We start from the raw sequence: 26,965 nt of genomic DNA, 5'->3' as shown, positions 1-26,965 counted from the left end.
GCCTCCAGTCTAGCCTACATCCGCTCGGGCGTGTCGATTCCCAGCAGTCGGAGCGCCGTTTCCAGCTGGTCCAGCGCCGCCTTCGACAGGGTCAGGCGCGAGCCGCGGGTCGCCGCATCGGGGGCGACCAGCACCGGACAGGCGGCATAGAATTTCGAGAAGCTCTGCGCCAGCCGGTAGGCGTGTTCGGCGATGACGTGCGGCATCCGCTTGTCATAGGCCTCGGCCACGGCCTGGGAGAAGGCGTCCAGCGTCAGGGCCAGGTCGCGTTCGGCCGGTTCGGCGATGACGATGGGACCGGGCGTCGCGCCCTGGTCGGCGGCCTTGCGCAGCAGGGATTTGATCCGCACGGCCTGGTACAGCAGATACGGCCCGGTCTTGCCCTCGAAGCTCATGAAGCGGTCGAGGTCGAAGACGTAGCTGGTGGTGCGGCTGTTCGACAGGTCGGCGAATTTCAGGGCGGCGACGGCGACCTTGTGGGCGATGTCCTCGAACTCGGCCTCGATCAGGTCCTCGCCCAGATGCGCCTCGTGCAGCCGCTCCCGCGCCTTGTCGACGGCCATGGTGATCAGGTCGTGCAGCTTCAGGACGCCGCCGGCGCGGGTCTTGAAGGGCTTGCCGTCCGGGCCGTTCATGGTGCCGAAGCCGAGGTGATCCAGCGAGCCTTCGGCGGCGTAGCCGGCCAGATACGCCGCGCGGAACACCTGTTCGAAATGCTCGGCCTGCCGCTCGTCGACGACATAGAGGATCAGGTCGGGGTCGATGGCCTTGCGGCGGTCGAGAATGGTCGCCAGGTCGGTCGTGCCGTACATGGCCGAACCTTCCGAGCTGATGACCAGCAGCGGCGGCGGGCTGGGCGCCTCGATGACGGAGCCGTCGGCCAGCTTGCGTTTGCGGGTTTCGCCGGGCCGGGCGACGTGGACCACGCGGGCGCCGTCGTCCTCGACCAGCAGGCCGGTCGCCTCCAGATGGGCGATCATCTCGGCCATGACCGGATCGGCGTCGCTCTCGCCGTTCCACAGGTCGAAGGTCACGCCCAGGGCGCCGAACTCGCGTTCCAGCGCCGTGCGGCTGACGGCGACGAAATGGGCCCAGAGGGCGCGGTAGCCGGGACGGCCAGCCTGCAGTTCCGCGGTCGCCTTGCGGGCGCGGTCGCGGAAGCCGGCGTCTTCCTTGGCCATGGCGGCGGCGGCCGGATAGAGGCGCTCGAGATCCTCGAGGGTGACCGGGCTCTCGGCCGGGAAGGGGCCGTCGCCCTCGATGAGGAAGCCGTCGGCCTTGCCCTCATCGCCGACGGCGACGATCAGCAGGCCCATCTGGAAACCCCAGTCGCCGAAATGGGCGTCGCCCCAGACCGTATCGCCGCGGAAGCGGAAGATGCGCTTGAGGCTCTCGCCGATGATCGAGCTGCGGAGGTGGCCGACGTGCATCGGCTTGGCCACGTTCGGTCCGGCGAAATCGATGACCACCTTGCGGGGCGATGCGACCAGCGCGGCGCCGGCGTGTCCGGCGTCGATGGCGACCTCTGCGGCACGGGCCGACAGCGCGCCGTCAGCCAGCTTCAGATTGATGAACCCCGGTCCGGCCACCTCGACCGAGGACAGGCGGGGATCGTTCGTCAGGCGTTCGGCGACCCGGGTCGCCAGGTCGCGCGGATTGGCCTTCAGCGCCCTGGCGGCGGCGAGCGCGCCATTGGACTGGAAGTCGGCCAGGTCGGGCCGGTCCGAAGGCGTGACCTTCGCCAGGGCGGCGTCCACGCCTTCGGCGGCGAAGGCGGCTCCGACCGCTTCGCCCAGAACAGTCCTGAGGTCGGTCATTTACTGCGCCGGCGGCTGGGCGGCGCCGGTCCCGGCGTTGACGCGGAAACGGTTGCCGTTGCGATTGAACTCGGCCATCGCGGGCGTGACTTCGAAACCGACCAGGACTTCGAAATGGTCGCCGCTGGTGGTCGCCTCGGCGCGCGGGATGACGATGGTCTGATCCTGGATGACCGTCGCCGTGGTCGCCCCGTCGAAATTGACCGGCAGGTCGAAATATTCCTTGGCCAGAACCGCTCGGTTCCGTTCGGTGACGGCGATCCAGTAGCGATAGGTGCGGCCGTCGCCCTGCGCCTGCGGGCCGCGGCCGAGGTTGAACTGGACACGCGTATGAACCGTGATCGGCTCGTCCGACTGGTACGAGCAGTCCGAAACCAGACCCTCGATTTCGCCGGTGAAGCCGACGTTGGCCATGGTCACCCGGTCTCCGGTCAGTTCGACATAGCGGGCCGCGTCGTACAGCACCTTCACATAGGGGCAGGGGCCGGCGGCGGCGCTGCGGCGCAGCGGCGCGATCCGGGGCGGGCGCGGGCGGTCCTCCGTCGAGCCGTCTTCCTGTTCACGCTGGCCGGGGCTCTGGCCGGGGCGGCTCTGCTGGCCTTGCGGATACTGGGCGCTGGCGGCGGTCGGGACGATCACGACCGACACGGCTGCGGCGGCGAGGGCCGAGGCCAGGGAAACCTTGAGGACGCGACGCATCGAATATTCTTCCGGAAACGAGGAGGTGCGGCGACAGCCCGACGCGGGGCGCACGCTGGTTGCTGATAGCGGCTAAACCGAGGCGCGGCAAACCCGCGCGAGCCTAAAGCGTGGTGGCGAGGACGGCCTCGAACGACTAGGTTCCGTCCATGACCCTTCAAGCGCCTGTGCGGCCGCCCGAGAAGCCCTCCCTGACCGTCCGGTTGGCCACGCCGCGAGGCTTCTGCGCGGGGGTCGACCGGGCGATCCAGATCGTCGAGCGGGCCATCGAGAAATACGGCGCTCCCGTCTATGTGCGGCATGAGATCGTCCACAACCGCCATGTCGTCGACCGGCTGAAGGCCATGGGCGCGGTCTTCGTCAAGGAACTGGACGATTGCCCGGACGACCGCCCGGTCGTTTTTTCGGCCCATGGCGTGCCCAAGTCCGTCCCGGCGACGGCCCGGGCGCGGGAGATGCTGTATCTCGACGCAACCTGCCCGCTGGTTTCAAAGGTTCATGTCGAGGCGGAACGGCATCATGCCGCCGGCCGCCACATCATCCTGATCGGCCACGCCGGCCATCCCGAGGTCGTCGGCACCATGGGCCAGCTGCCGCCGGAGGCCATCAGCCTGATCGAGACGGTCGCGGACGCCGAGGCCTTCCAGCGGCCGGGCGACGCGCCTCTGGCCTACGCCACCCAGACGACATTGTCGGTCGACGATACGGCGGAAATCCTGGCCACGCTGAAGCGCCGCTTCCCCGAGCTGCCCGACCCGCACAAGGAAGACATCTGCTACGCCACCACCAACCGGCAGGAGGCGGTCAAGCGGCTGGGTCAGGGTTGCGACCTGGTGCTGGTGGTCGGGTCGAAGAACTCGTCGAACTCCGTGCGGCTTGTGGAGGTGGCGATGCGGGCCGGCGCGCGCGACGCCCGGCTGGTGGACGACGCCGGTCAGGTGGACTGGTCCTGGATGAACGGCGTGTCGACGCTCGGGATCACGGCCGGCGCATCCGCCCCGGAGCGGCTGATTGAGGAGCTGGTCGACGCTGTCCGGGCCCGCTTCGACGCCGAGGTGATCGAGGACGCGGGCGAGCGAGAGACCGTGACATTCAAACTGCCCCGGGTTCTGACGGCCTGAGCCGGCGGGCTTGCGCAAGCGGAGCCTTTGCCGTTCGCTGGCGTTGAAGCTGCTCACCACGGGACACCTCCATGCGCCGCATTCGCACAGCCTGCACCGCCGTTTCGGCCCTCGCCCTGTTCGCGGCGGCGGCCTGCTCTCCCGAGGCCGAGGCGCCGCCGGCGCCGGTCCCGCCGTCGCCGGCCCCCGCCGGAACGGCCGCGCCGCCGGTCAGCTATGCCTGCGAAAGCGGCCAGTCGGTCACCGTCGCCTACCCGGACACGGCCACCGCCCTGCTGACCTACAAGGGCCAGAGCTATACATTGCGCACCGTCCAGTCGGCGTCCGGCGCCCGCTACGCCGGGTCGGGGCTGGAATGGTGGAGCGCCACCCGCGACGGTTCGGAGAGCGCGACGCTCAGCCGTCTGGGCCCCAACGAGGATGTCGGCGTGTCGGTGCTGGAACGATGCAGCCGCCCGTCCTCGGGACCCATCGCCCCGGGCCCGATCCCCGGACCCCAGCCCGCGCCGGGCGGCGTGCTGCCCGCATCCGCCCCGTGCCGGGGACCGCAGCTGAAACTGTCCGCGGACGGCGGCGACGCGGGCGCGGGCAACCGGGTCTCGATCCTCGGCGTCCAGAACGTCGGCGCCCAGGCCTGCAGCCTGACCGGCTATCCGACCTTGACGCTTCAGGATCGACAGGGCCGCAACCTGACGGCCATTCGCGCCGACCAGACGCCGGGCGGCTATTTCCGGCAGGGTCAGGCGCCGACGCCCGTCGAACTGGCGCCGCAGGGCAAGGCCTTCTTCGACATCGCCTGGAATGTCGTGCCGAATGAAGGGAACGGCGAAACCGCCTGCCCGTCCGCGGCGCGTATTCGCATGACCGCCCCCGGCGACACCTCGCCGGTCTCGCTGGCCCAGGCCCTCACACCCTGTGGCGGCCGCATCCGGGTCAGTCCGTTCCGCCCGACGGCCGAACCGGCCCCGGCGCCGGCCCCGGCGGCCGCGACTTAGCTCCGGGGGGTTCAAACCGGGGCGGAAACGGCGTAGCGGAGCGCGCATGACAGCCAGTTTTCATGACCGCGTCCGCGCGGAACTCGCCGACATCGACGCCCAGGGCCTGACCAAGCCGGAACGGGTCATCGCCTCACGACAGGGGCCGGTGATCAAGGTCGGCGGGCGCGACGTCCTCAATTTCTGCGCCAACAACTATCTCGGCCTCGCCGGCGACGAGCGCGTGACCCAGGCGGGGATCGCGGCGCAGCGGAAATGGGGCGCTGGCACGGCCTCGGTCCGCTTCATCTGCGGCACGCTGGAGATCCACAAGGAGCTGGAGCGCGCCGTCGCCGACTATCTCGGCTTCGAGGACACGATCCTGTTCGCCGCAGCCTTTGACGCCAACGGCGGCATCTTCGAGCCCCTGTTCGGCGCCGAGGACGCCATCGTCTCGGACAGCCTCAACCACGCCTCCATCATCGACGGCGTGCGGCTGTGCAAGGCCAAGCGGTACCGCTTCGCCAACTCCGACATGGACGACCTCGAGACCCAGCTGAAACAGGCCCGGGCCGACGGCGCGCGCGAGATCGTCATCGCCACCGACGGCGCCTTCTCGATGGACGGCTATATCGCGAAGCTGAAGGACATCCGGGCGCTGGCCGACAAGTACCAGGCCCTGATCATGGTCGACGACTGCCACGCCACCGGCTTCCTCGGTCCGCAGGGGCGCGGCTCCTATGCTCACCACGGGGTCGAGATCGACTTCCTGACCGGCACCTTCGGCAAGGCGCTGGGCGGGGCCATGGGCGGCTTCATCTGCGCCACCGCCGAGGTCGTGGCCCTGCTGAAGCAGCGGGCCCGGCCCTATCTGTTCTCCAACGCCCTGGCCCCGGCCGTCTGCGGCTCGAGCCTGGAAGCGATCCGCATCGCCGCCGGCGACGAGGGCGACGCCCTGCGCAAACAGCTGTTCGCCAACGCCGTCCGCTACCGCGCGGCTATGACCGAAGCGGGCTTCACCCTGCTGCCCGGCGAGCACCCGATCATCCCGGTGATGCTGGGCGACGCGAAGCTGGCCCAGGACTTCGCCGCCCGGGCGCTGGAGCTCGGCGTCTATGTCATCGGCTTCAGCTTCCCTGTGGTGCCCCGCGGCCAGGCCCGCATCCGCACCCAGATGTCGGCGGCGCACACCTTCGAACAGATTGATCAAACGGTCGCGGCGTTCACGACGGCCGGACGCGAATTGGGAGTTATCTGATGGCTGACACCATGAAGGCCCTGGCCAAGACCCGGCCCGAAGTCGGTCTCGAGCTGATCGACGCGCCGATCCCGGTCGCCGGACCCGAGGACGTGCTGATCCGGGTGCACCGGACCGCCGTCTGCGGCACCGACATCCACATCTGGAACTGGGACGAGTGGAGCCAGAAGAACGTCCCGGTGCCCATGATCACCGGCCATGAGTTCGCCGGCGAGATCGTCGCCATCGGCAAGGACGTCGACCGCCGCCTGAAGATCGGCCAGCGGGTCTCGGCCGAGGGCCATGTCATCGACCTGAATTCGGAAGCGGCCCGCGCCGGCCATTTCCACCTCGATCCCGCGACCAAGGGCATCGGCGTGAATCGTCAGGGCGCCTTCGCCGAGTTCGTCGTCGCCCCGGCGTTCAACGTCATCGAGCTGCCCGACGACGTGCCCTATGAGATCGGCTCGATCCTCGATCCGTTCGGCAACGCCGTGCACACGGCGCAGCAGTTCGACCTGCTGGGCGAGGATGTGCTGGTCACCGGCGCCGGCCCCATCGGCATGATGGCCGCCGCCGTCGCCCGCCACGCCGGCGCCCGCACCGTGGTCCTGACCGACATCAACGACTTCCGGCTGGAGCTGGCGCAGAAGGTGGCGCCGGGCGTCCGCACCGTGAACACGACCCGGGAAGACCTCCGCGACGTCATGCACGAGCAGGGCCTCAAGGTCGGCTTCGACGTGGCGCTGGAGATGTCGGGCTCGCCGATCGCCTTCAAACAGTGCGTCGACACCCTGATCATGGGCGGCGGCATGGCCCTGCTGGGGATTCCGTCGAAGCCGATGGAGACCGACTGGGGGGCGATCATCCTCAAGGCCCTGACCATCAAGGGCGTCTATGGGCGCGAGATGTTCACGACCTGGCGCAAGATGCTGGGCCTGCTCAAGGCCGGTCTCGACCTGACCCCGCTGATCACCCACCAGATGAGCTACGACCGCTATCAGGAGGGTTTCGAGGCCATGCGTTCGGGCCAGTCGGGCAAGGTCGTGCTCAACTGGGACAAGGCGGTCTGAGGGGACGGCCGCAATGGTCGTCCGCCCTGTCGTGATGTTTCTGGAAGGCGAGGGGACGGACGCCCGCGGCCGCACCGTGTTTGACGTCCTCGCCATGGACGACGTCGCCCTTGAGCGGACGCACGATTTCATCCAGTGGCTGTTCCCCTTGCCGGAACCATCGGCCGCCGTACCCGACTCGCCGGTGCTGACGCCGGGCGACATTCAGGCCATTCGCGTGTCCGAACTGGCGCCGATCGCCCTTACCGGCGCGACCGATCGCATGGTCGCCTTCTACCAGACGACCCACGACTGGCTGATGCCCAACGACCACAATCATCGCCGCATCACCCGGATCATCCGCTCCCTGAGGCTGCTGCAGGGCGACGAAGCGGCGGACGCCTTCCGGGATGCGATTCTGGCGCGGGTCGAGGCGACGCGAGCGCCGGTCAGCGCCCGCAGTCGCGGCTACTGGGCGACGGCCTGACCCGTCAGGCGCTCTGATCCTTCGCCATCGTCGCGTTGAAGACGATGATCACGAACAGCGCCATCGACGCCACCAGCATGATCTCCGAGGCGATCATCCCCGGCATGAACAGGGGCTTGCCCAGCAGCATCAGGGTCAGGGACGGCATCAGGATCAGGAAGCCGATGACCGAAAGGACGAAATGCGCCATCGGCAGCCAGCCCCGGCCGGCGGCCGGAAAGACGCGGTAGAACAGGCCGAACAGCATCATCGACGCGAATCCCAGCAGGTTGATGTGGGCGTGCACCGGCCTGAGCACGAAGTCCTGATTGGCGCCCATCCAGACGCCCAGCGACATCCCGACCAGGGCCGACAGCGCGCCGAGGCGCAGAAAATTATTGGATACGAACATCCTGGATCCCTCCGACAAAGGGCGGTCGTAAACCGCCGTTCTCCCCAGGGATCAAGTTACATCCGATTCAGCTCCGTGGCGCAAACGGGGCCCGTCGCGGCGGGCGTCCTCAGCCCGCGAGGGCCTTGATCAGGGCGCGCTCGAAGCCGTTGGCCTCGGGGCCCGGCAGGACTTCGACCAGTCGGCCGGTCTCGTAAAGTTCGAAGACCGTCGGATGAATATAGGCCGACCGGCAGACCGTCGGGGTGTTGCCCAGCAAGCCCGCGACGGCCCTGACGCAAACGGTGATCCTGCGTTTCGCATCGGCGGCCGAGGTCGGGGGCTCCGCCTCCCGCAGCGCCCGCGCCGCCGACACCGTTCCGGCCCAGGTGCGAAAGTCCTTGGCCGAGAAGCCGTCGCCCATGGCCTCGCGGATATAGGCGTTCACGTCGTCGGAGGTGATGGCGCACAGCGTCCCGTCGGCGTCGCGGTATTTGAACAACTGCTGACCCGGCAGTTCGCGCAGGGACCGCACGACCGTCGCCAGCCGCCGGTCGCGCACCCGGACCTCGTGCTCGACCCCGCTCTTGCCCTTGAAGGCGAAGGTCAGGGCGGCGCCGGTCAGATCGAGATGGCGTTTGTTGAGGGTGGTCAGGCCGTAGGACCGGTTGTGCCTCGCATACTGGGCGTTGCCGACGCGGATCAGGGTCAGTTCCAGCAGACGCACCGCCGTGGCCAGCACCTTGTCGCGCGACACGCCGCGCCGGTTGAGATCGGCCTCGACCCTCTTGCGCAGTCTCGGCAGGGCCCGGGCGAAGGCCGGAATGCGTTCGAATTTGCTCTCCGAGGCATGGCGGCTCCAGCCTTCATGATAGCGGTACTGCTTGCGCCCTTTGACATCGCGGCCTGTGGCCTGGATGTGGCCGGTGGCGCGGGGGCAGATCCAGACGTCGGTCCAGGCCGGCGGGATGGCGAGGGTACGGATGCGGTCGAGCACCTTGCGGTCGCGGACGAGGCGTCCCTGCGGGTCGTGATAGGCGAAGCCCTTGCCCGAAGGCGTGCGTCTCAGGCCCGGATGCTCGTCGCTGCAATACGTCAGACCGTCGGGAACCTCGGCCCGCGAGCCGACCTCCAAAGCGCCATGGGCCATCAGCGTCGTCCGCCCCGCAGTTTCGTCGCCATCTCAACCCCTTGCGGATTTGCGCAGCGCCAACGTCGCGCGAGGACCGCCGGTTCCCCTTGACCCGCAGGCCGGGCCGCGAGAGGGCAGGGCGATGAACTATCGCCACAGCTTTCACGCCGGGAATTTCGCCGACATCGTCAAACACGCCCTGCTGCTCTGGCTGCTGGAGCGGCGGCAGGCGCAGGGGCCGGTCAGCGTGATCGACACCCATGCAGGGGCCGGGCTGTATGACCTGACCGGCGATGGCGCGCGGTCGAAGGAGGCCGAGGCCGGCATCGCCCGGTTGATGGCCGCCGGCGACCGGCCGCCGCTGATCGAGGCCCTGGCGGCCGAGGTGGCGCGGCTCAATCCGGATGGCGGCGTGACCTTCTATCCGGGGTCGCCGCTGCTGATCGCCGGACGGTTGGGCGAGGACGATCGCTATGTCGGCTTTGAACTGCATCCGCCCGTGCTCGACCTGCTGACCGGGGCGCTGGAGGCCTTTCCGCAGGCGATGGCGCAGGGCGGCGACGGCTTTGACCAGGCGCGGACCTGGGCGGCGGAGGCGACCGGCGCCTTCGTCCTGATCGACCCGCCGTTCGAACAGCCCGACGACTACAATCGCGCCGCCGACACGGCCGCCGCCATCGCGCGGGCCGACCCGCGGGCGACGGTGGCGATCTGGACGCCGCTGAAGGACATGGAGACCTTCGACGGCTTCCTGCGTCGGCTGGACCAGGCGGGGATCAAGCGGATGCTGGTGGCCGAGGCGCGGCTGCGGCCCCTGACGGATCCGATGAAGATGAACGGCTGCGCGGTGGTGGTGCTGAACCCGCCGCCGGGCGCCGAGGCGGCGGCGGACGAGGTCTGCGGCTGGGTCGCGGCGGTTCTGGGCGGCGAGAGCGCCCGGTCCGAGGTGTGGATGACGGGCTGAACCCTTATTCGATGACCTCGCCCGCCTCATAGAGGTGGGGGGCGAAGGTGGCGATGGCCATGATCGGCTCCATCGCCGCATTGACGGCGGGACTGCGGGCCATGGCCTTCCAGTCCTCGCGCGAGCGCCAGACGGCGTGGACCGCCGCCACCTTGCCGTTGAGGCCGCGGTGCAGGGTGGCGGAGATGAAGCCCTCGGCTTCGCGCTGGGTCCGGACCATAACCGCCAGCAGTTCCATCAACGTGTCCAGCTGTTCGGGCTTGCAGGTGTAGACGTTGATCAGGACGACCGGATCGGCGGCGGCTTGGGTCATGGCGGGGCCATAGCGGATCGCCCTTCCGCCGTCTTGCGCGAACGCCTATTTCGGTCGGATCGAGGAGTCCTGAATGACCCGCATCGCGATTCTGGAGACCGGCGCGCCGCCGGCGGCGCTGGCCGCCGCGCATGGCGACTATCCGGCGATGTTCCGCGACCTGCTGGGCGAGGGGTTCGACTTCCGGACCTTCGATGTACAGGCCGGGGAATGGCCGGACCTGGAGGCCTTTGACGCGGCGATCATCACCGGTTCGTCGGCGGGGGTCTATGAGACCGACGGCTGGATCGCCGAACTGCTGGACTGGATCCGCTCGGCCCGGGGCCGGACGAGACTGGTCGGCGTCTGTTTCGGCCATCAGGCCATGGCCCAGGCCCTTGGCGGGCGGGTCGAGAAGTCGAGCCGGGGCTGGGGCGTGGGCCTGCACCGCTATCAGGTCGTCTCGCCCGAGCCGTGGATGGCTCCGGCCGCGGCGACTGTCGCCATCCCCGCCTCGCATCAGGATCAGGTGGTCGAGGCGCCGGCCGAGGCCCGCGTGCTGTTGCGCAGCGACTTCACGCCGTTCGCCGGACTGGCCTGGGACGAGGACGCCATCTCGATGCAGCCCCATCCGGAGTTCACCCCGGCCTTTGCGACCGCGCTCACGGCGGGCCGCCACGACCGGATTGATCCGGCGCTGGTCGAGCGGGCGGTGGACAGCCTGAAGGCGGCGGATGATCGGGCCACGGTCGGCCTGTGGATCCGCCACTTCCTGTCGGCCTGAGGACCCCGCCTCATGTCCGGACCCGTCGGCTATTCCGGCAAGCCGCTGATCCAGAAACTGGGCTTGAAGGAATCCCGGATTCTGAAGCCGATTGCGGCGCCGGGGGCCTATAGCGACTGGATCGAGCCGTTGCCCCTCGGTGCGGTGGTTGACGCCGACGCCGCCCAGGCCGACCTCGTCCACCTGTTCGTCCGCGACCGTGCCGAACTGGAGCGTGGCGCCGCGCCGGCCCTCGCGGCGGTCAGGCCGGGCGGGATGCTGTGGGTGTCGTGGCCCAGGAAGAGCTCGCCCCTGTTTCGCGACCTGACCGAGGACGGCCTGCGCGAGATCCTTCTCCCGACGGGCTGGGTCGATGTGAAGGTCTGCGCCGTCAGCACCGACTGGTCGGGCCTGAAATTCCTGAGGCGCAAGGCCTAGGGCCACTTCACCACAGGCGGCATCGAGCTGAGGATGGACTCGACATTGCCGCCGGTCTTGAGGCCGAACATGGTGCCGCGGTCGTAGAGCAGGTTGAACTCGACATAGCGGCCGCGCCGGACCAGCTGTTCCTCGCGCTCCTCCGCCGTCCAGGGCTCGCCCATCCGTCCGCGCACGATGGCTGAATAGGCGTCGAGGAAATTCACGCCGACGTCGCGGGTGAAGGCGAAGTCGCGGCTCCAGTCGCCGCTGTCGTGGTGATCGTAGAAGATGCCGCCCGTGCCGCGCGGCTCATTGCGGTGGGGCAGGAAGAAATACTCGTCGCACCAGGCCTTGAACTTCGCATGCCACGCCGGGTCGTGGGCGTCGCAGGCGGCCTTCATGGCGGCGTGGAAGGCGAGGGTGTCGGGGTGATCCTGCCGCCGGTCGACGTCGAGGACGGGCGTCAGATCGCCGCCGCCGCCGAACCAGCATTTGGTCGTGGCGATGAAGCGGGTGTTCATATGCACCGCCGGCACGCGCGGGCTGACCGGATGGGCGATCAGGCTGATGCCGGTGGCGAAGAAGCGCGGGTCCTCGGCCGCGCCGGGCACATTCTTCGCATAGTCGGCGGGGAAGGTCCCGTGCACGGTCGAGACATGGACGCCGACCTTTTCGAACAACCGGCCGTGCATCATCCCCATGACGCCGCCGCCCCCCTCCGGCCGCTCCCAGGGGGTGCGCACGAACCGGCCGGGTTCGCCGGGAAACAGGTCGGCGGGGGCGGCGTCCTCCAGCGCCTCGAAACCGGCGTGGATGCGGTCGCGCAGGGTCTCGAACCAGGCGCGGGCTTCGGTCTTCTTTTGATCGGGGGTGAGGTCGGCGGGGGTCATTCGCTTCCTGTAGTCCGTCCGGCCGTTGACGCACCACCCCCGTCTGCCACTGTCCGCCGTCACATCCCGGGAGCCCGCCATGATCCGCACCGTCCTTCTGACCACCGTCGCCGCCGTGCTGATGTCCGGGCCCGTCATGGCGCAGTCCGCCGATGCGGCGAGCGAGGCGCGGGCGCGGAGAATCCTGGAGCGGACGCCGCTGATCGACGGGCACAACGACCTGCCCTGGGCCCTGCGCCAGAACCACGGCAATGATCCCCATGCGGTGGACCTGACGACGAACCTCGACGCCTCGACGCTGCTGCACACCGACATTCCGCGGCTGCGCGCCGGCGGCATGGGCGGCCAGTTCTGGTCGGTCTATGTGCCCGCCACCCTGGCCCCGCCTGATGCGGCCGTGGCGACCTTCGAACAGATCGACACGGTCAAGCGGCTGGTCGCCGCCTATCCGGACGTGTTCGAGCTGGCGACCACCGCCGATGACATCCAGCGCATCCATCGCCGCGGCCGGATCGCCAGCCTGATCGGCATGGAGGGCGGCTATTCGATCGACGATTCCCTCGGCCTGCTGCGCGAATTCCACGATTCCGGCGCCCGCTACATCACCCTGACCCATTCGCGCACCACGACCTGGGCCGACAGCGCCACCGACGCGCCGAAATGGGGCGGGTTGTCGCCCTTCGGCGAGGACGTGGTCCGCGAGATGAACCGGCTGGGGATGATGGTCGACCTGAGCCACGTCTCGGAAGAGACCATGCTGGACGCCATGCGGGTGTCGGACGCGCCGGTGATCTTTTCCCACTCCTCGGCCCGGGCGGTGACCGCCCATCCGCGCAATGTGCCCGACAGCGTGCTGCGGCTGATGGCCGAGGACGGCGGGGTGGTGATGGTCACCTTCGTGCCCGGCTTTGTCTCCGAGACCGTGCGGACATGGAACAGCGCCCGGTCGGCCGAGGACGCGCGGCTCAAGTCGCTGAACCCCGGCGATCCGGCGGCGGTGACGGCGGGCCTCGTGGCCTGGGCCGCGGCCCATCCGGAGCCGGTCGCCACCATCGCCGACGTCGTCGCCCACATCCAGCACATCCGCGATACGGCCGGGATCGACCATGTCGGCCTGGGCGGCGACTATGACGGCGTCGACTCCCTGCCGGTCGGGCTGGAGGGGGTGGACGCCTATCCCCGTCTGCTGGCCGCCCTGATGGCGAACGGTTGGAGCGAATCGGACATCCGCAAACTGGCGGGCGAGAATGTGCTGCGGGTCATGCGGGCGGTCGAATCCGTGGCGGCGGGCAAGCGGGGGGAGCGGCCGGGGCTGGCGGTGAACGCGCCCGCGGGCTGAGCCGTCACCCGGGTTCGGGGCTCGTCGCCCCGCCGGATCGGCCGGCGAGAAATCCCGCCCCCGCCAGCAGGAAGGGGCCGCCCAGAATCAGATTGGTCCACAAGGGGTTGTCGAGCAGCAGCAGCGGCGACAGGCCGGCGATCAGGAACAGCGCGCCGCCGACGCCCGGCCATCTCCATGCGACCACCAGCAGCCCCGCGAGCACGAAGCTGGGGATCAGGTGAACCAGAAAGCCGGCGAGCCGAGGGGCCAGCGGGGCCTCCATACTGAGGACGTCCAGGGCGAACATCGAGATGAAGCCGATGCCGAGAAGGGCGATCACCCGGGCGGCGAAGATCAGGGTGCGCTGCATCGCATATCTGTGGGGCGGGGCGAGCAGGGGCGCCTTGAGCGGCGTCAATTCCCGCGCAACCCCTCCCACAGGGCGATTCCCGCTGAAACCGACAGGTTCAGCGACCGGGCCTCGGGCTGGATGGGAATCACCACGCGGGCGTCGGCGGCGTCGTGCACGAAGTCCGGCGCGCCGGAGGGTTCGCTGCCGAACAGCAGGATGTCGTCGGGCTGGAAGACGAATTCGTTCAGCGGCGTCGCGCCCTTCGTCGTGAACAGGATGAGCCGGCCGGGTACGCGGTCGCGCTGGAAGGCGTTCCAGTCAGGGTGCCGCGTCATATGGCCGAGGGGGCCGTAGTCCAGGGCGGCGCGCTTCATCGCCCGGTCGTCGAACCGGAAGCCCGCGGGTTCGATGATGTGCAATTCCACCCCGAAACAGGCGCTCAAACGGATGCAGGCGCCGACGTTCTGGGGAATGGCCGGTTGAAAAAGAGCGAGACGCATTCTAAGGCCCTCTTACGCGTGGCCCGGGGGCTTGTCGCGGCTCGAAATGCGACTGTTTCTCAAAGAGGCGGCGCAGTTTGCGGCGATGAGCCGCAATGCCGGGCCGGGTCAGATTGCCGGGAAGGCGCTAAAGCATCCATGCCGCGATCGACCGGGCCCAGACGGCCCCGGACTGCGGCGTACGAGGAGTAAGACGTGGCCGAATCGGTCGTGACTGAGAACGGTGAGGGCGGCGACGCCACCCGTCGGGACTTCATCCATATCGCGGCCGGCGCTGCCGCCGTGGGGGCCGGGGCCATGCTGGCCTGGCCCCTGATCAATTCGATGAACCCGGCCGCCGACACCCTGGCGCTGGCGTCGATCGAATTCGATATGACCAAGGTCCAGGAAGGCCAGCAGATCGTCATCAAGTGGCAGGGCAAGCCGGTGTTCGTGCGTTATCGCACCGCCCGCGAGCTGCAGGAGGCCGTCTCCACGCCGCTGTCGGCGCTGAAGGACCCTGAGGCTGACGCCGACCGCGTCAAGGAGGGCCACTCGCAATATCTGGTCGTGCTGGGCAACTGCACCCACCTGGGCTGTATCCCGACCTTCGGCACGGGCGACTTCGGCGGCTGGTTCTGCCCCTGCCACGGCTCGCACTACGACACCTCGGGCCGCATCCGTAAGGGCCCGGCGCCCGCCAACCTCGTCGTGCCGGAGTACGCCTACCTCTCCGACACCCGCATCAAGATCGGCTGAGGGCGAGACCGATGAGCGATCACGAATCCACCTACGTCCCGAAGACCGGCATCGAGAAATGGCTCGACACCCGTCTGCCCATCATCCGCTTCGGCGCTGACTATATGTCGCTGCCGACCCCGAGGAACCTCAACTACTGGTGGACCTTCGGCGGCATCCTGGCCCTCTGCCTGGTGATCCAGATCGCCACCGGCGTGATCCTGGCCATGCACTATGTGCCCAACACCGAAATGGCCTTCGCCTCGGTCGAGCGCATCATGCGCGACGTCAACGGCGGCGACCTGATCCGCTACACCCACGCCAACGGGGCCTCGATGTTCTTCATCGCGGTCTATCTGCACATGCTGCGCGGCCTCTACTACGGCTCGTACAAGGCGCCGCGCGAGATGATCTGGATCGTCGGCTGCCTGATCTTCTTCCTGATGATCGCCACAGCCTTCCTCGGCTACGTCCTGCCGTGGGGCCAGATGTCCTACTGGGGCGCCGAGGTGATCACCAATCTGATCGGAGCCATCCCGGTCGTCGGCGAGCCGGTCCTGATTTGGCTGCGTGGCGGCCCGGCGATCGACAACGCCACCCTGAACCGCTTCTTCTCGCTGCACTATCTGCTGCCGTTCGTCATCGCCGGCTGCGTGGTGCTGCACCTGTGGGCCCTGCACGCGGCGGGTCAGAACAACCCGGTGGGCATCCTGATTCCGAAGGACCGCCAGGCCAAGGACACGGTGCCGTTCCACCCGTATTTCACGGTCAAGGACGGGTTCGCCATCATCCTGTTCCTGATGCTGTTCGCCCTGTTCGTCTTCTTCATGCCGAACGCCCTGGGCCACGCCGACAACTATATTCCGGCCAATCCGCTGGTGACGCCGGCGCACATCGTGCCCGAGTGGTACATGCTGCCCTTCTACGCGATCCTTCGCGCCATCCCCGACAAGTTCGGCGGCGTGATGGCGATGTTCGGCGCCATCGGCGTGCTGTTCGTCCTGCCGTGGCTGGATACGTCCAAGGTGCGCTCGATGCGCTACCGGCCGACGATGCGGACCTTCTTCATCCTCTTCGTGATCGTGGGTCTGATCCTCGGCTGGTGCGGGGCTCAACTGCCCGACGCGCCGGTGATCGGGACCTTCAAGACCTTCACCCTGATCGACGGGGACCTGAACAGCTATCTGTGGCTGACCCGGTTCGCGACGGCCTACTATTTCGCCTTCTTCCTCATCATCATGCCCCTGGTGGGCCTGCGCGAGACGCCCCGGACGATCCCGGCGACGATCTCCGAGCCGGTCCTGTCGGGCGGCGACGCCGAGATGAAGGGCTGAGCGGGACCATGACCCTCCAGACGAATATCCGCGCCATGAAGAAGACCCTGGTCCTGATCGCCGCCGCCGCCGGCCTGACCTTCGCGGCCCAGCCCGCGCTGGCCGCCGGCGAGGCCCACGCCCTGCGCAACGGCGGCTTCAGCTTCGAAGGGCCGTTCGGCAGCTTCGACCGGAACCAGCTGCAGCGCGGCTACAAGGTCTATCGCGAGGTCTGCGCCTCGTGCCACAGCATGGACCTGATGCATTTCCGCACCCTGGCCGAGCCGGGCGGGCCGTTCTTCGACTCGCACCAGGCGAGCCCGGCCGAGAACCGCTGGGTCAAGGCGCTGGCGAAAGAGGTCCAGATCGCGGACATCGACACCGAGACCGGCGAGCCGGTGATGCGCGACGGCACCGCCGCCGACCGCTTCCCCAACCCCTATCCGAACGCCACGGCCGCGGCCGCTGCGAACGGCGGGGCGGCCCCGCCCGACCTGTCGGTGATGGCCAAGGCCCGTCACGGCGGCGCCAACTACATCTATTCGCTGCTGACCGGCTATGCGGCCGTGCCGCAGGGCCTGCAGATCCGGCCCGGCCAGCACTACAATATGTATATGGCCGGCGACCTGACGCCCTTCATGCCCGAAGGCGCGCACGTTCCCCCGGGCGGCTTCATCGCCATGCCGGCGCCGCTGACCGCCGGTCAGGTGACCTATGACGACGACACCGTCGCCTCGGTCGACCAGATGGCCAAGGACGTGGCCGCCTATATCGCCTGGGCCTCGGACCCCCGTCAGGTCCAGCGCAAACAGACCGGCGTGGGCGTGCTGATCTTCCTCTTCATCTTCGCGGGCATCACCTATCTGAGCTACCGCCGGATCTGGAAGGGCGTGGCCCACTAGGGTTCCCCGACATCGACACCGAAAGGACCCGCCGGCGCCCCGCGTCGGCGGGTTTTTCGTGGGTCTTGCCTCAGCCAAAAAAGTACTTTACAAGACAAAGTCAAAGGGAGACCCGACGATGAAGCCGTTTGCCTGCCTGGCGCTCGCCGCCGTCCTTCTGGCCGCCCCGGCGGCGGTTCAGGCCCAGGCGCCCGCCTCGCCGAACGGCACGGAGGCCCAGCGCGCGGCGATGCACCGCCTCGACATGCTGGACGGCGAATGGCGGGGCGAGGCCATCATCCACGGGCCCGACGGAACCACGACCCTGACCCAGACGGAACGGGTCGGGTCGATGCTGGGCGGTTCGATCAAGGTCATCGAGGGACGCGGCTACGCCGCCGACGGTTCGACCCGGTTCAACGCCATGGCCACGGTGTCCTGGGACGCGCGCGCGGGACGCTACGGCTTCCGGTCCTACGCCCAGGGATTTTCGGGCGACTATCCGTTCGAGGTGACCGGGGACGGCTTCCGCTGGGAGACGCCGGCGGGCCCGGGGGCGAAGATCGAATATGTGGCCGTGGTGCGCGACGGAACCTGGCATGAGGTCGGGACCTGGGTCGCCGAGGGCCAGCCGCCGCGCCGGATGATCGAGATGCGGCTGACCCGGATCGGCGACACCGACTGGCCGGCGGGCGGGGCGGTCGATCCGGCGCCCTGAGTTCGGACAGGTCCGACGCATCGACACCCGGCGGACGGCGCCCTAACGTCCCGGCCACTGATTTCGGCTGAGGATGTTTCCGTTCATGCGTCTGTTTCCGACCGCCGCCGTGCTTGCCGCCGGCGCCCTGATTTCCGGCTGCGCGATGATGGGGGCCGGGGCGTCCGCACCCGACACCCCCGCCGCAACCTTCGACACCGCACGGCTGTCCGAGCATGTGCGGGTTCTGGCCGACGACAGCTTCCAGGGGCGGGGCATCGCCACCCCGGCCGAGGACATGACCGTCCGCTATCTGAGCGAGCAGTACGCGGCCGCAGGGTTCCAGCCCGGCGGCCGGAACGGGTCCTGGACCCAGGACGTGGTCCTGAACCGCTTCACCGCCTCCAATTTCCGGGGAATGCAGCTGGAAGTCGGGGGCGAGACCATTCCGTTGGCGCAGGGCCAGCAGATCACCGTCTCGACCCGCCTCCCGGGCGACCACGTCATGCTGACCGACACGCCGCTGGTCTTTGTCGGCTACGGCATCAAGGCGCCCGAACGGAACTGGGACGACTTCAAGGGCGTCGACGTGCGCGGCAAGATCATCGTCGTACTGGTCAACGACCCCGACTTCGAGCAACCCGAGCTGAACACCTTCAACGGCCGGGCCATGACCTACTACGGCCGCTGGACCTACAAGTATGAAGAGGCGGCCCGCCAGGGCGCCGCCGGGGTCATCGTGGTGCACGAGACCGCCCCGGCCTCCTATGGCTGGGCCACGGTCCAGAACAGCTGGTCGACGCCGCAGTTCGACATCGTCCGCGCCAACGCCGCCGCCGAGCGGGTGGCGATGGAGGCCTGGATCCAGCGCGACGTGGCCGTCGACCTGTTCCGGCGTTCAGGCCAGGACTTCGAGGCCCTGAAGATCGCCGCGCGCAGCCGCGACTTCCGTCCGGTTGAACTGCCCGGCGCCAGCTTCAGCGGGATGTTCGACGTCGCCACCACCCGGGTCACGACCCGAAATGTGATCGCCCGACTGCCGGGACGCACGCATCCGGACGAGACCATCCTCTACACCGCCCACTGGGATCACATCGGCGTCGGCGAGCCTGACGCCAACGGCGACGCCATCTTCAACGGCGCGGTCGACAACGCCACCGGCACCGCCGGCCTGCTGGAGCTGGCCCGCGTCTGGGGCGCCGCCCCGCGTCCGGAACGCTCGATCGTCATGATCAGCTTCACGGCGGAAGAGAGCGGCCTGCTGGGTTCGGAATTCTACGCCGCCAATCCGGTCTATCCGCTGGAGACGACGGTGGCCGGCTTCAACATCGACGCCATGAACGTCTATGGCCGGGTCGCCGACGTGGACATCATCGGCTCGGGCCAGTCGAACCTCGACGCCCGTGTCACCGCCGAGGCGATCCGGCAGGGGCGCACGGCCAAGCCGGACGGCAACCCCGCCTCGGGCAGCTATTTCCGTTCGGACCATTTCCCGCTCGCCAAGCGCGGCGTGCCGATGGCCTATGTCGACGGCGGCGGAGCCTTCCGCGACGAGCCGATCGCCGCCCGCGAAGCGTCCCGTTCTGAATACAGCGCCCGCCGCTATCACCAGGCCGACGATGAATGGTCGCCCGACTGGGATCTGCGCGGCCAGGCCGAGGACCTGGAGCTGATCTTCAACATCGGCCGCGATCTGGCCAACAGCCGCGACTGGCCGGAATGGATGCCGGGTTCCGAGTTCGGTCCGGCGCGCGCGCCGAGCGCCAGTCAGCGGCGGTAGGGCTGCGACGGCCCTTTCCCTCCCCCGCCGGGGGAGGGTGGTCGCGCCTGGTCTGACATGACCAAAACTTAACGGACGCCGCCCGGCCGGCCCCCCTAGAATGCGGGCCGTCAATCCGGGGATGGAGCCTCCCATATGTTTCGCAAGATGATGGGCGGCGTCGCCATCGCCGCCGTGCTGCTGGCCGCCGGCATGGCCTCGGCCCAGGACTTCTCCGCCGCGCGGATCAGCGCCGATATCCGCACCATCAGCGCCGATGAATTCCAGGGCCGCTATCCGGGAACCGAGGGCGAGCGCATGGTGCTGGCCTGGCTGCAGGCCCAGTATGAGGCCATGGGGCTGGAGCCCGGCGGGCCGGACGGCCAGTGGCTGCAGCCCGTCGCGCTGAATCGCTATTCGCCCGTGGCCGGCGCGACCGCCGCCTGGACCGGGCCGGACGGCGTCGCGCACCCCTTGACGGTCGGAACCGACATCACCGTGCGCGCCGTCACCAATGACGGCCGCGCCTCGATCGGGAATGCGGAGCTCGTGTTCGCGGGCCATGGCATCTACGCCCCCGAGCGGAACTGGGACGACTACGGCGACCTCGACGTGCGGGGCAAGGTCGTGATCGTGGTGGGCGGCGAGCCGGACGGCGACCTGTTCAACGGTCCGTACGCCACCAACTACCAGTCCGGCGCCTACAAGGCCGACGAGGCCTTCCGCCGCGGCGCCGTGGGCGTCATCACGATGGTCATGGGCGACGCCGCCTCGCCGATGTGGCAGGGCGCGGTGCGCAGCAATGCGCGCACCCGGACCCTGACTCCGGGCGCCGCCGACCTGGAGTTCTCGGGCGCGATCAATCACGACGTGGCGACGCTCTGGGCCGCGGCCGCCGGCCTCGACATTTCCCAACTGCCCAACATCGGCGACGGAACGTTCAAGGCTGTGGCGCTGAACGGCGTCACCCTGTCGGTCGAGGCCTCCGAGACGATCGAGACGCTCGTCACCCACAACCTGCTGGCCCGCATTCCGGGGACCGAACATCCGGACGAGACCATCATCTATTCGGCCCACTGGGACCACGTCGGCGGCGAGGCCCAGCATCCCGGCGTGGTCGGCGACCAGATCTGGAACGGCGCCTGGGACAACGCCTCGGGCACCATCGGCGTGCTGGAAATGGCGCGTCAGATCAGCGCCGTGCCGCGGCCGGAGCGGTCGATCGTCTTCGCCCATATGGCGGCCGAGGAGATGGGTCTGCTGGGCGCCTACGGCTATGCCGCCGACCCGGTCTATCCGCTGGAGACCACAGTCGCGGACATCAATATCGACATGCTGCCGCTGTCGGGTCCGACCCGCGACGTGCCGATTTTCGGCAAGGGCCAGAACGATCTTGAAGACCGATTGCAGGCCCTCGCCGAACCGCTGGGCCGCTATGTCTCGGACGACGGCATGCCCGAGCAAGGGTTCTACTACCGCTCCGACCACTTCCCCTTCGCCCGCATGGGCGTGCCGGCGATCATGCCCTGGCACGGCTGGGACTGGGTCGAGGGCGGACGCGAGGCCGGCGAGGGGGCCTGGCGCGCCAAATTCGCGGCCGACTATCACAAGGCCTCGGACGAATGGTCGGCCGACTGGGACCTGACCTCGGCGGTCGAGAACCTGACCCTGCTGTATCGCCTGGGCCTGGACCTCGCGAACAGCGGCGACTGGCCGGGCTGGAAGCCGACCTCGGAGTTCGCCGTGGTCCGCGCCCGCTCGGACGGCGCACGCCAGTAGAGGGGGCGCCGGTGACCGCCACCATCCGACCCCTGACGGGCGACGGCTCTCCGCCGGTCGAGGGCTCGTATCCGCAGGCGGTCGAGGTGACCGGCCCGACCCGCTGGCTGTATCTGTCCGGCCAGATCCCGGTGGCGCCGGACGGCGCGCTGGCGGCGGACTTCGCCGGCCAGTGCGAACAGGTCTGGTCGAATATCGAGACCCAGCTGACCGCGGCGGGCATGACGCTCGACAACCTCGTCAAGGTCACGACCTTTCTGTCGGACCGGGCGTATTCGCTGGAGAACCGCGAGGTCCGTATCCGCCGTCTGGCGGGCCGCCAGGCGGCGCTGACGGTGATCATCACCGGCATCTTCGATGAGGCCTGGCTGGTCGAGATCGAGGCGGTGGCGGCGGCCTAATTCCTTCCCTGAGGCGGAGGAACGGCGCATTGCCGCGTTGCCTGCCCGGGCCAACCGCCCCACTGTCGCGCATGAGCCGCTGGTCGCCGCAGCCCGCCCCCGATGAGCCTGACGGCCTGATCCTGTTCGACGGGGTGTGCGTCTTCTGCTCCCGCTGGGTCCGGTTCGTGATCGACCGCGACCCGGAGCGGCGGTTCCGGTTCGTGGCGATCCAGTCCGAGCCGGGCCGGGTGTTGGCGGCGCGGTTCGGCATCGATCCGGAGGCGCCGCGGACCAACGCCGTGGTGTGGAACGGACGCATCTTCTTCAAGTCGGACGCCGCGCTGACCGTCCTGCGACAGTTGCGGTCCACGTGGCTGCTGGGCCTGTTGAAGGCCGTGCCGAGGCTGCTCCGTGACCCGGCGTATGACCTGATCGCGAGCAACCGCTATCGTATCTTCGGGCGCACTCACGTCTGCATGACACCTGCCTCGGAGGACCGGTCGCGGTTCCTGATGTGAAGCGGCCGCGGCGGCATGAAGAGGATTTAAGCTGACAAGCTTCGCCTTGCGGCGTCATCCTCGGGCGTCAGGGAGGATCACCACATGAGCATCGACCCCGCGGCCGAGACCGCTCGCTGGCTGGCGACCATTTCGCCGGAGGACCTGGAACGGGCCGTGGCCTATACGCGCGGCGGCCACTGGCTGCTGCTGTGGGGCGCGGTCGTCTCGATCGTCGTGGCCTGGATCATCATCCGCACGGGCATCCTGAGCGGCATCCGGGACCGGATGGAGCGGCGGCGCAAGCGGCCGAAGCTGGTCTCGCTGGTCGTGGGCGTCGTCTATCTGCTGATGAGCTGGGTCCTGACCCTGCCCTGGGCGATCTATCAGGGCTGGTGGCGCGAGACGCAGTACGGGCTGACGGAACAGCCTCTGGCCGGCTGGCTCGGCGAGGCGGCGCTGAGCACGGCGATTTCGACCGTGTTCGCGGGCCTGCTGATCGTGGGCCTCTATTTCATCATCCGCCGCGCGAGGCGGCTCTGGTGGGCCTGGGGCGCGGGGCTGACGGCCGTGGCCGTGGTCTTCATGCTGATCGTCTCGCCCATCCTGATCGAGCCGCTGTTCAACACCTATACGCCCGCGCCGGATGGAGCGATGCGCGACTCCGTGGTGGAACTGGCCCAGCGGACGGGCACGCCGGACGACAAGATCTTCATCTATGACGGCTCGAAACAGTCGGACCGCTACACCGCCAATGTCTCGGGCCTGTTCGGCTCGGCGCGGGTGGCGATGAGCGACGTCATGTTCGCCAAGGGCGCCGATCTGGCCGAGGTGCGCGGGGTCGTGGGCCATGAGATGGGCCACTATGTCCATATGCACTCGCTGTGGATGACGGGCGTCCTGATCGTGCTGGCGGGACTGGTCTTCTGGCTGATCGACCGGCTGTTCCCCCTGGCGAAACGGCTGCTGGGCGCGAACCGGGTCGGCGACATCTCGGATCCGGCCGGCCTGCCCGTGCTGGCCGCGATCGGCGCGGTCATCGGCCTCCTGCTGACGCCGGTGACGAACACGATGATCCGGGTGATCGAGTCGGACGCCGACCAGTTCTCGCTGACCCATGCGAATGAGCCGGACGGGCTGTCCAAGGCCCTGATCAAGACGGCCGAATATCGCGCGCCGTCGCCCTCGGCGATCGAGGAGATTCTGTTCTACGACCACCCCTCGGTCGAGAACCGCATCCGCATGGCCATGGAGTGGAAGGCGACGCATCCGGCCAATGCGCCGGCGGCAGCGCCCGCGGCGGCTATGCCGGCACGGTGAGGCCGGGACGCTCGTTGTCCCAGATCATGTGCAGGATGGACCAGAGGCCGTCGGGGCCCCGGCAAAGCTGGATCGAATTGATCCCGCGGCGCTCGGGCTCGGCGTCCTCGGGGGCGGTGCGGGCCTCGTAGATCGACCAGACGTGCGCCATGTTGCCGAACTCGGTGATCCGGCGGCTGATCTCGACCTCGAAGAAGCCGTTGGCCTCAAAGAAAGGCGTGACGTTGGCCTGGTACTCTTCGCGGCCCATGACGATCATCGTGGGGCGGCCGTCGGCGTCGAGGCCGGTGCGGGCCTGACGGCTGTCGGGGTGGAAGATCTCGCGCTGGGTCGCCCAGTCGCGCGGCCCGGCGGGGCCCGAGATACAGGCGTACATGGCGTCGACGACGGCGCCGATATCGCTGCGGTCGACCCTCATGCGCGTTTCCTGACGAAGACGGTCCCGGCCGAATAGCCGGCGCCGAAGCTGCAGATCAGGCCGATGTCGCCCGCGGCCATGGCCTGCTGGCGCAGGTGGAAGGCGATGATCGAGCCGGCCGAAGAGGTGTTGGCGTAGTCGTCGAGGATGATGACGTTCTCCTCGGCCGTGGGCTCGCGGCCCATCACCTTGCGGCCGATGAACTGGTTCATGTTGATATTGGCCTGATGCAGCCACATCCGCTTGAGGGTCGCGGGGTCGATGCCGAGGTCACGGGCGTGGTCGACGATCATCTCCGAGACCATGGGCACCACGTCCTTGAAGACCTTTCGGCCCTGCTGGATGAACAGCTTGTCCGGCTGGCCGATGCCTTCGGGCGCCGCGTTGTTCAGGAAGCCGAAATTGTTGCGGATGTTGTTGGAGAAGACGGTCTTGAGCCGCGTGCCGAGGATGTCCCAGCCGCCCGGGCCGGCCTGGTCGGAGGACTCGATGATGACGGCGGTGGCCACGTCGCCGAAGATGAAATGGCTGTCGCGGTCCCTGAAGTTCAGGTGGGCGGAACAGACTTCCGGATTGACCATCAGCACGGCCTTGACCGAGCCCGAGGCGATGAAGTCTGCGGCGGTCTTGATGCCGAAGGTGGCCGAACTGCAGGCGACGTTCATGTCGAAGGCGAAGCCCTCGATGCCGAGGGCCTGCTGCACCTCGATCGACAGGGCCGGATAGGGGCGGGGCATGTTGGAGGCGGCGCACAGGACGGCGCCGATCTCCGAGACCGGCTTGCCCCAGGCGGCGATGGCCTCGCGCGCGGCGGCGACGGCCATTTCGGCCATGACCGACAGCGCGTCGTCGGGGCGTTCGGGGATGTTCGGGGCCATGCGGGCGGGGTCGAGGACGCCCGCCTTGTCGAGGACGAAGCGCGACCTGATGCCCGAGGCCTTCTCGATGAACTCGACCGAGGAGGGGGTCAGTTCGGCGACGTCGCCCTCGAGGATTTCGGCGGCGTGGTCGGCGTTGAACCGTTCCGCATACGCATTGTAGGCGGCGACCAGCTCGGCGTTGGAGATCGACTGTTCGGGGGTGAACAGGCCGGTGGCGGCGATGACGGCGTGGGTCAAGGTGTGTTGGTCCCTATCACTCGGCTCCCGGCCTTCGCCGGAATGACGTGCGGCGCCTCGTTGCTTGAGGGACGTCCGTTGCGTTGAAGTACGCTTTGATAGGCCTGTCGATTGGGGCCGTCGAGATGGGTCGTCAGCCGCGTGAGCTCGCCGCCTCATGCCGCGCCAGCAGGCGGTGGGCGGCGTCGAGGTGCAGGCGCTCGACCATGCGGTAGCCGACCCGGATGGCGCCCTTGCCCTGCGCATCGGCGTCGGCGAAGGCGTCGACGACCTCGCGGGCCCTGGTGACCTCCTCCGCTGACGGCGAGAAGGCGGCGTTGGCGGCGTCAATCTGGGCGGGATGGATCAGACTCTTGCCGTCGAAGCCGAAGGCGCGGCCCTGCAGGCATTCGGCGTGGAGGCGGTCGGCGTCGTCCGTGGCGTTGACCACGCCGTCGATGGCCAGCAGGCCGTGGCCGCGCGCGGCGGCGACGACGGCGGCCAGCCAGGGCTTGAGCGGGTCGCGGTCCGGACCGAGGACGAGGTTCATCCGCTCGCCGAAATCGTTGATCCCCAGCATCAGGGCCGTGAGCGGCGCGCCCGCGCCGGCGATCTGGTCAAGGCGGAGGACGGCCAGCGGGGTCTCGACCATGATCCACAGGTCGACGTCGACCGGCAGGCGGGCGGCGACCTCGCGCACGGCCTCGGGGTTTTCGATCTTGGGGGCGACGACGAAATCGGGCTTGTGAACGCAGAGGGCGGTCAGATCGTCCGCCCCCCAGGGGGTGTCGAGGCCGTTGACGCGCACGCCGACGCGGCCGCTGAAGCCGCCGGCCGAGAGGGCCTCGACGGCGGCCTGACGGGCGGCGGCCTTGGCGTCGGGGGCGACGGCGTCCTCGAGGTCAAGGATGACGGCGTCGGCATTGAGGCCGCGCGCCTTTTCGATCGCACGCGGATTGCTGGCCGGCAGGTAGAGGACCGAGCGGGTCAGCAGCATCAGACGCGGCCCGTGACGGGGATCAGGGCGCCGGTGACGGCGCGACTGTCCGGTGAGGCGAGGAACAGCATGACCCGGGCCAGATCGGCGGGCCGGACCCATTTGGCCGGATCGGCCTCGGGCATGTCCTTGCGGTTCTGGGCGGTGTCGAGGATCGAGGGGAGGACGGCGTTGACGGTCACGGACGTGTCCTTGAGCTCCTCGGCCAGGCTCTCTGTCAGGCGGTGGACGCCGGCCTTGGAGGCGGCGTAGGCGCCCATGCCGGCGGCGCTCTTCAGCGCCGCATTGGCCCCGACATTGACGATGCGGCCTTCCGGCGACGCCTTGAGGTGGGGCAGGGCGGCGCGGCTGGCGTTCAGCGCCGTGGTCAGGTTGAGGGCGAACATCTTCGCCCAGGCGGGGTCGGCGTCGTCCGTCATCTGCCAGACGAACCCTCCGGCGATGTTGAGCAGGGCGTCCAGCCGGCCGAAATGGGCCGCCACGGCGGCGATGGCCTTCGTGGCCGAGGCGGGATCGGTCAGGTCGACGCCGCCCAGTTCGAGCACGCCGTCGGGCGCGGACTGGTCCGTCGCATGGTCGATGTCCGCCACCTTGAGCCCGTCGGCCAGGGCGGCCTCGACGACGGCGCGGCCCAGCACCCCATGGCCTCCGGTCACGGCGATCACGCGTTGGGACATATCGGGCTCCGGGAAAAAGGCGGTCTGAATCGTCTGAAT

Annotated in this window: 30 protein-coding genes; 18 read left to right on the top strand and 12 right to left on the bottom strand. The window is 68.8% G+C overall.

Annotation, left to right across the window (positions count from 1 at the left end; genetic code table 11):
• Positions 1-14 precede the first annotated feature (14 nt).
• Together argS and QQJ79_RS03700 are read right to left on the bottom strand one after the other, a co-directional pair.
• Positions 15-1,817, bottom strand: coding sequence for an arginine--tRNA ligase (gene argS / locus QQJ79_RS03705; RefSeq protein ID WP_284221238.1), 1,803 nt, complete (start codon positions 1,815-1,817; stop codon positions 15-17).
• Entirely contained in the window at positions 1,818-2,516 is a 699-nt protein-coding gene (locus tag QQJ79_RS03700; protein WP_284221236.1) for a Tat pathway signal sequence domain protein, read from the bottom strand.
• 149 nt (positions 2,517-2,665) lie between these two features.
• On the opposite strand from QQJ79_RS03700, the gene ispH reads away from it, so the two are divergent.
• The 5 genes from ispH to QQJ79_RS03675 all read left to right on the top strand — a co-directional run bounded on the left by ispH (position 2,666) and on the right by QQJ79_RS03675 (position 7,387).
• Positions 2,666-3,637: a 4-hydroxy-3-methylbut-2-enyl diphosphate reductase gene (gene ispH / locus QQJ79_RS03695; RefSeq protein WP_284221234.1), complete on the top strand. Its 972-nt coding sequence runs from the start codon at positions 2,666-2,668 to the stop codon at positions 3,635-3,637.
• A 71-nt stretch (positions 3,638-3,708) separates the two neighbouring features.
• Complete coding sequence (locus tag QQJ79_RS03690; RefSeq protein WP_284221232.1) at positions 3,709-4,632, top strand: DUF4232 domain-containing protein; 924 nt, start codon at positions 3,709-3,711, stop codon at positions 4,630-4,632.
• A gap of 46 nt (positions 4,633-4,678) precedes the next feature.
• Positions 4,679-5,869 carry a glycine C-acetyltransferase gene (locus QQJ79_RS03685; RefSeq protein WP_284221230.1) on the top strand — a complete coding sequence of 397 codons (1,191 nt, stop codon included), beginning with the start codon at positions 4,679-4,681 and terminating at the stop codon, positions 5,867-5,869.
• A complete protein-coding gene (tdh, locus tag QQJ79_RS03680; protein WP_284221225.1) occupies positions 5,869-6,921 on the top strand; it encodes an L-threonine 3-dehydrogenase in 1,053 nt (350 codons plus the stop codon). Before QQJ79_RS03685 ends, tdh begins: the two co-directional genes overlap by 1 nt.
• Positions 6,922-6,934: 13 nt before the next feature.
• The gene (locus QQJ79_RS03675) at positions 6,935-7,387 is read left to right on the top strand and encodes an opioid growth factor receptor-related protein (RefSeq protein ID WP_284221222.1); all 453 of its coding nucleotides are present in this window, start codon (positions 6,935-6,937) and stop codon (positions 7,385-7,387) included.
• 4 nt (positions 7,388-7,391) lie between these two features.
• Here QQJ79_RS03675 and QQJ79_RS03670 read toward each other — a convergent pair whose 3' ends face one another.
• Both QQJ79_RS03670 and QQJ79_RS03665 read right to left on the bottom strand, forming a co-directional pair.
• Entirely contained in the window at positions 7,392-7,778 is a 387-nt protein-coding gene (locus tag QQJ79_RS03670; protein WP_284221220.1) for a hypothetical protein, read from the bottom strand.
• Between the two features lie 109 nt (positions 7,779-7,887).
• On the bottom strand, positions 7,888-8,907 hold the full coding sequence (locus QQJ79_RS03665) for a DNA topoisomerase IB (protein WP_284221218.1): 1,020 nt from the start codon (positions 8,905-8,907) through the stop codon (positions 7,888-7,890).
• A gap of 124 nt (positions 8,908-9,031) precedes the next feature.
• Between QQJ79_RS03665 and rlmJ the strand changes: the two genes are divergently transcribed.
• Positions 9,032-9,853 carry a 23S rRNA (adenine(2030)-N(6))-methyltransferase RlmJ gene (rlmJ, locus tag QQJ79_RS03660; RefSeq protein WP_284221217.1) on the top strand — a complete coding sequence of 274 codons (822 nt, stop codon included), beginning with the start codon at positions 9,032-9,034 and terminating at the stop codon, positions 9,851-9,853.
• 4 nt (positions 9,854-9,857) lie between these two features.
• On the opposite strand, the gene QQJ79_RS03655 is transcribed toward rlmJ, so the two are convergent.
• A complete protein-coding gene (locus QQJ79_RS03655) occupies positions 9,858-10,166 on the bottom strand; it encodes an antibiotic biosynthesis monooxygenase family protein (RefSeq protein ID WP_284221215.1) in 309 nt (102 codons plus the stop codon).
• A 73-nt stretch (positions 10,167-10,239) separates the two neighbouring features.
• Here QQJ79_RS03655 and QQJ79_RS03650 point away from each other — a divergent pair, with 73 nt between their 5' ends.
• Positions 10,240-10,929: a type 1 glutamine amidotransferase gene (locus QQJ79_RS03650; RefSeq protein ID WP_284221213.1), complete on the top strand. Its 690-nt coding sequence runs from the start codon at positions 10,240-10,242 to the stop codon at positions 10,927-10,929.
• Between the two features lie 12 nt (positions 10,930-10,941).
• On the top strand, positions 10,942-11,346 hold the full coding sequence (locus tag QQJ79_RS03645; RefSeq protein ID WP_284221212.1) for a DUF3052 domain-containing protein: 405 nt from the start codon (positions 10,942-10,944) through the stop codon (positions 11,344-11,346).
• On the opposite strand, the gene hemF is transcribed toward QQJ79_RS03645, so the two are convergent.
• Positions 11,343-12,218: an oxygen-dependent coproporphyrinogen oxidase gene (gene hemF / locus QQJ79_RS03640; RefSeq protein WP_284221210.1), complete on the bottom strand. Its 876-nt coding sequence runs from the start codon at positions 12,216-12,218 to the stop codon at positions 11,343-11,345. The genes QQJ79_RS03645 and hemF overlap by 4 nt on opposite strands.
• Before the next feature lie 79 nt (positions 12,219-12,297).
• Between hemF and QQJ79_RS03635 the strand changes: the two genes are divergently transcribed.
• A complete protein-coding gene (locus tag QQJ79_RS03635) occupies positions 12,298-13,557 on the top strand; it encodes a dipeptidase (RefSeq protein WP_284221208.1) in 1,260 nt (419 codons plus the stop codon).
• A 4-nt stretch (positions 13,558-13,561) separates the two neighbouring features.
• Here the strand turns inward: QQJ79_RS03635 and QQJ79_RS03630 are convergent, their stop codons facing one another.
• Both QQJ79_RS03630 and QQJ79_RS03625 read right to left on the bottom strand, forming a co-directional pair.
• Positions 13,562-13,957 carry a DUF7670 domain-containing protein gene (locus tag QQJ79_RS03630; RefSeq protein WP_284221206.1) on the bottom strand — a complete coding sequence of 132 codons (396 nt, stop codon included), beginning with the start codon at positions 13,955-13,957 and terminating at the stop codon, positions 13,562-13,564.
• A complete protein-coding gene (locus QQJ79_RS03625) occupies positions 13,954-14,391 on the bottom strand; it encodes a tRNA (cytidine(34)-2'-O)-methyltransferase (RefSeq protein WP_284221205.1) in 438 nt (145 codons plus the stop codon). Before QQJ79_RS03625 ends, QQJ79_RS03630 begins: the two co-directional genes overlap by 4 nt.
• 195 nt (positions 14,392-14,586) lie before the next feature.
• Between QQJ79_RS03625 and petA the strand changes: the two genes are divergently transcribed.
• From petA to QQJ79_RS03580, 9 genes are all read left to right on the top strand, one after another.
• Positions 14,587-15,129 (top strand): ubiquinol-cytochrome c reductase iron-sulfur subunit, encoded by a 543-nt coding sequence (gene petA, locus QQJ79_RS03620; RefSeq protein ID WP_284221203.1) that lies wholly within the window; start codon positions 14,587-14,589, stop codon positions 15,127-15,129.
• Between the two features lie 11 nt (positions 15,130-15,140).
• Complete coding sequence (locus QQJ79_RS03615; protein ID WP_284221202.1) at positions 15,141-16,442, top strand: cytochrome b; 1,302 nt, start codon at positions 15,141-15,143, stop codon at positions 16,440-16,442.
• An 8-nt stretch (positions 16,443-16,450) separates the two neighbouring features.
• Complete coding sequence (locus tag QQJ79_RS03610) at positions 16,451-17,323, top strand: cytochrome c1 (RefSeq protein ID WP_284221201.1); 873 nt, start codon at positions 16,451-16,453, stop codon at positions 17,321-17,323.
• 118 nt (positions 17,324-17,441) lie between these two features.
• Positions 17,442-18,020, top strand: a complete 579-nt coding sequence (locus QQJ79_RS03605; protein ID WP_284221199.1) for a DUF1579 domain-containing protein — start codon at positions 17,442-17,444, stop codon at positions 18,018-18,020.
• An 85-nt stretch (positions 18,021-18,105) separates the two neighbouring features.
• Positions 18,106-19,779 (top strand): M28 family metallopeptidase, encoded by a 1,674-nt coding sequence (locus QQJ79_RS03600; RefSeq protein ID WP_284221196.1) that lies wholly within the window; start codon positions 18,106-18,108, stop codon positions 19,777-19,779.
• A gap of 135 nt (positions 19,780-19,914) precedes the next feature.
• A complete protein-coding gene (locus QQJ79_RS03595) occupies positions 19,915-21,537 on the top strand; it encodes a M28 family peptidase (RefSeq protein ID WP_284221193.1) in 1,623 nt (540 codons plus the stop codon).
• Between the two features lie 11 nt (positions 21,538-21,548).
• Positions 21,549-21,938, top strand: a complete 390-nt coding sequence (locus QQJ79_RS03590; protein ID WP_284221188.1) for a RidA family protein — start codon at positions 21,549-21,551, stop codon at positions 21,936-21,938.
• 71 nt (positions 21,939-22,009) lie between these two features.
• Positions 22,010-22,438 (top strand): thiol-disulfide oxidoreductase DCC family protein, encoded by a 429-nt coding sequence (locus QQJ79_RS03585; protein ID WP_284221186.1) that lies wholly within the window; start codon positions 22,010-22,012, stop codon positions 22,436-22,438.
• Between the two features lie 84 nt (positions 22,439-22,522).
• Positions 22,523-23,737 carry a M48 family metallopeptidase gene (locus tag QQJ79_RS03580; protein ID WP_284221185.1) on the top strand — a complete coding sequence of 405 codons (1,215 nt, stop codon included), beginning with the start codon at positions 22,523-22,525 and terminating at the stop codon, positions 23,735-23,737.
• Here the strand turns inward: QQJ79_RS03580 and QQJ79_RS03575 are convergent.
• From QQJ79_RS03575 to QQJ79_RS03560, 4 genes are read right to left on the bottom strand one after another with little or no spacing between them, the layout of a single operon-like run.
• Positions 23,721-24,155: a Cif family virulence factor gene (locus QQJ79_RS03575; RefSeq protein WP_284221183.1), complete on the bottom strand. Its 435-nt coding sequence runs from the start codon at positions 24,153-24,155 to the stop codon at positions 23,721-23,723. The genes QQJ79_RS03580 and QQJ79_RS03575 overlap by 17 nt on opposite strands.
• Entirely contained in the window at positions 24,152-25,432 is a 1,281-nt protein-coding gene (locus QQJ79_RS03570) for a beta-ketoacyl-ACP synthase III (protein ID WP_284221182.1), read from the bottom strand. The genes QQJ79_RS03575 and QQJ79_RS03570 overlap by 4 nt, the downstream gene beginning before the upstream one ends.
• Positions 25,407-26,249, bottom strand: coding sequence for an HpcH/HpaI aldolase/citrate lyase family protein (locus QQJ79_RS03565; protein WP_284221180.1), 843 nt, complete (start codon positions 26,247-26,249; stop codon positions 25,407-25,409). The genes QQJ79_RS03570 and QQJ79_RS03565 overlap by 26 nt, the downstream gene beginning before the upstream one ends.
• The gene (locus QQJ79_RS03560; RefSeq protein WP_284221178.1) at positions 26,249-26,926 is read right to left on the bottom strand and encodes an SDR family NAD(P)-dependent oxidoreductase; all 678 of its coding nucleotides are present in this window, start codon (positions 26,924-26,926) and stop codon (positions 26,249-26,251) included. Before QQJ79_RS03560 ends, QQJ79_RS03565 begins: the two co-directional genes overlap by 1 nt.
• Between the last annotated feature and the right edge of the window lie 39 nt (positions 26,927-26,965).

This window comes from Brevundimonas denitrificans (genome assembly GCF_030160755.1).
Taxonomy (GTDB): Bacteria; Pseudomonadota; Alphaproteobacteria; order Caulobacterales; family Caulobacteraceae; genus Brevundimonas; species Brevundimonas denitrificans.
This window is presented reverse-complemented; position numbering and strand designations above follow the sequence as displayed.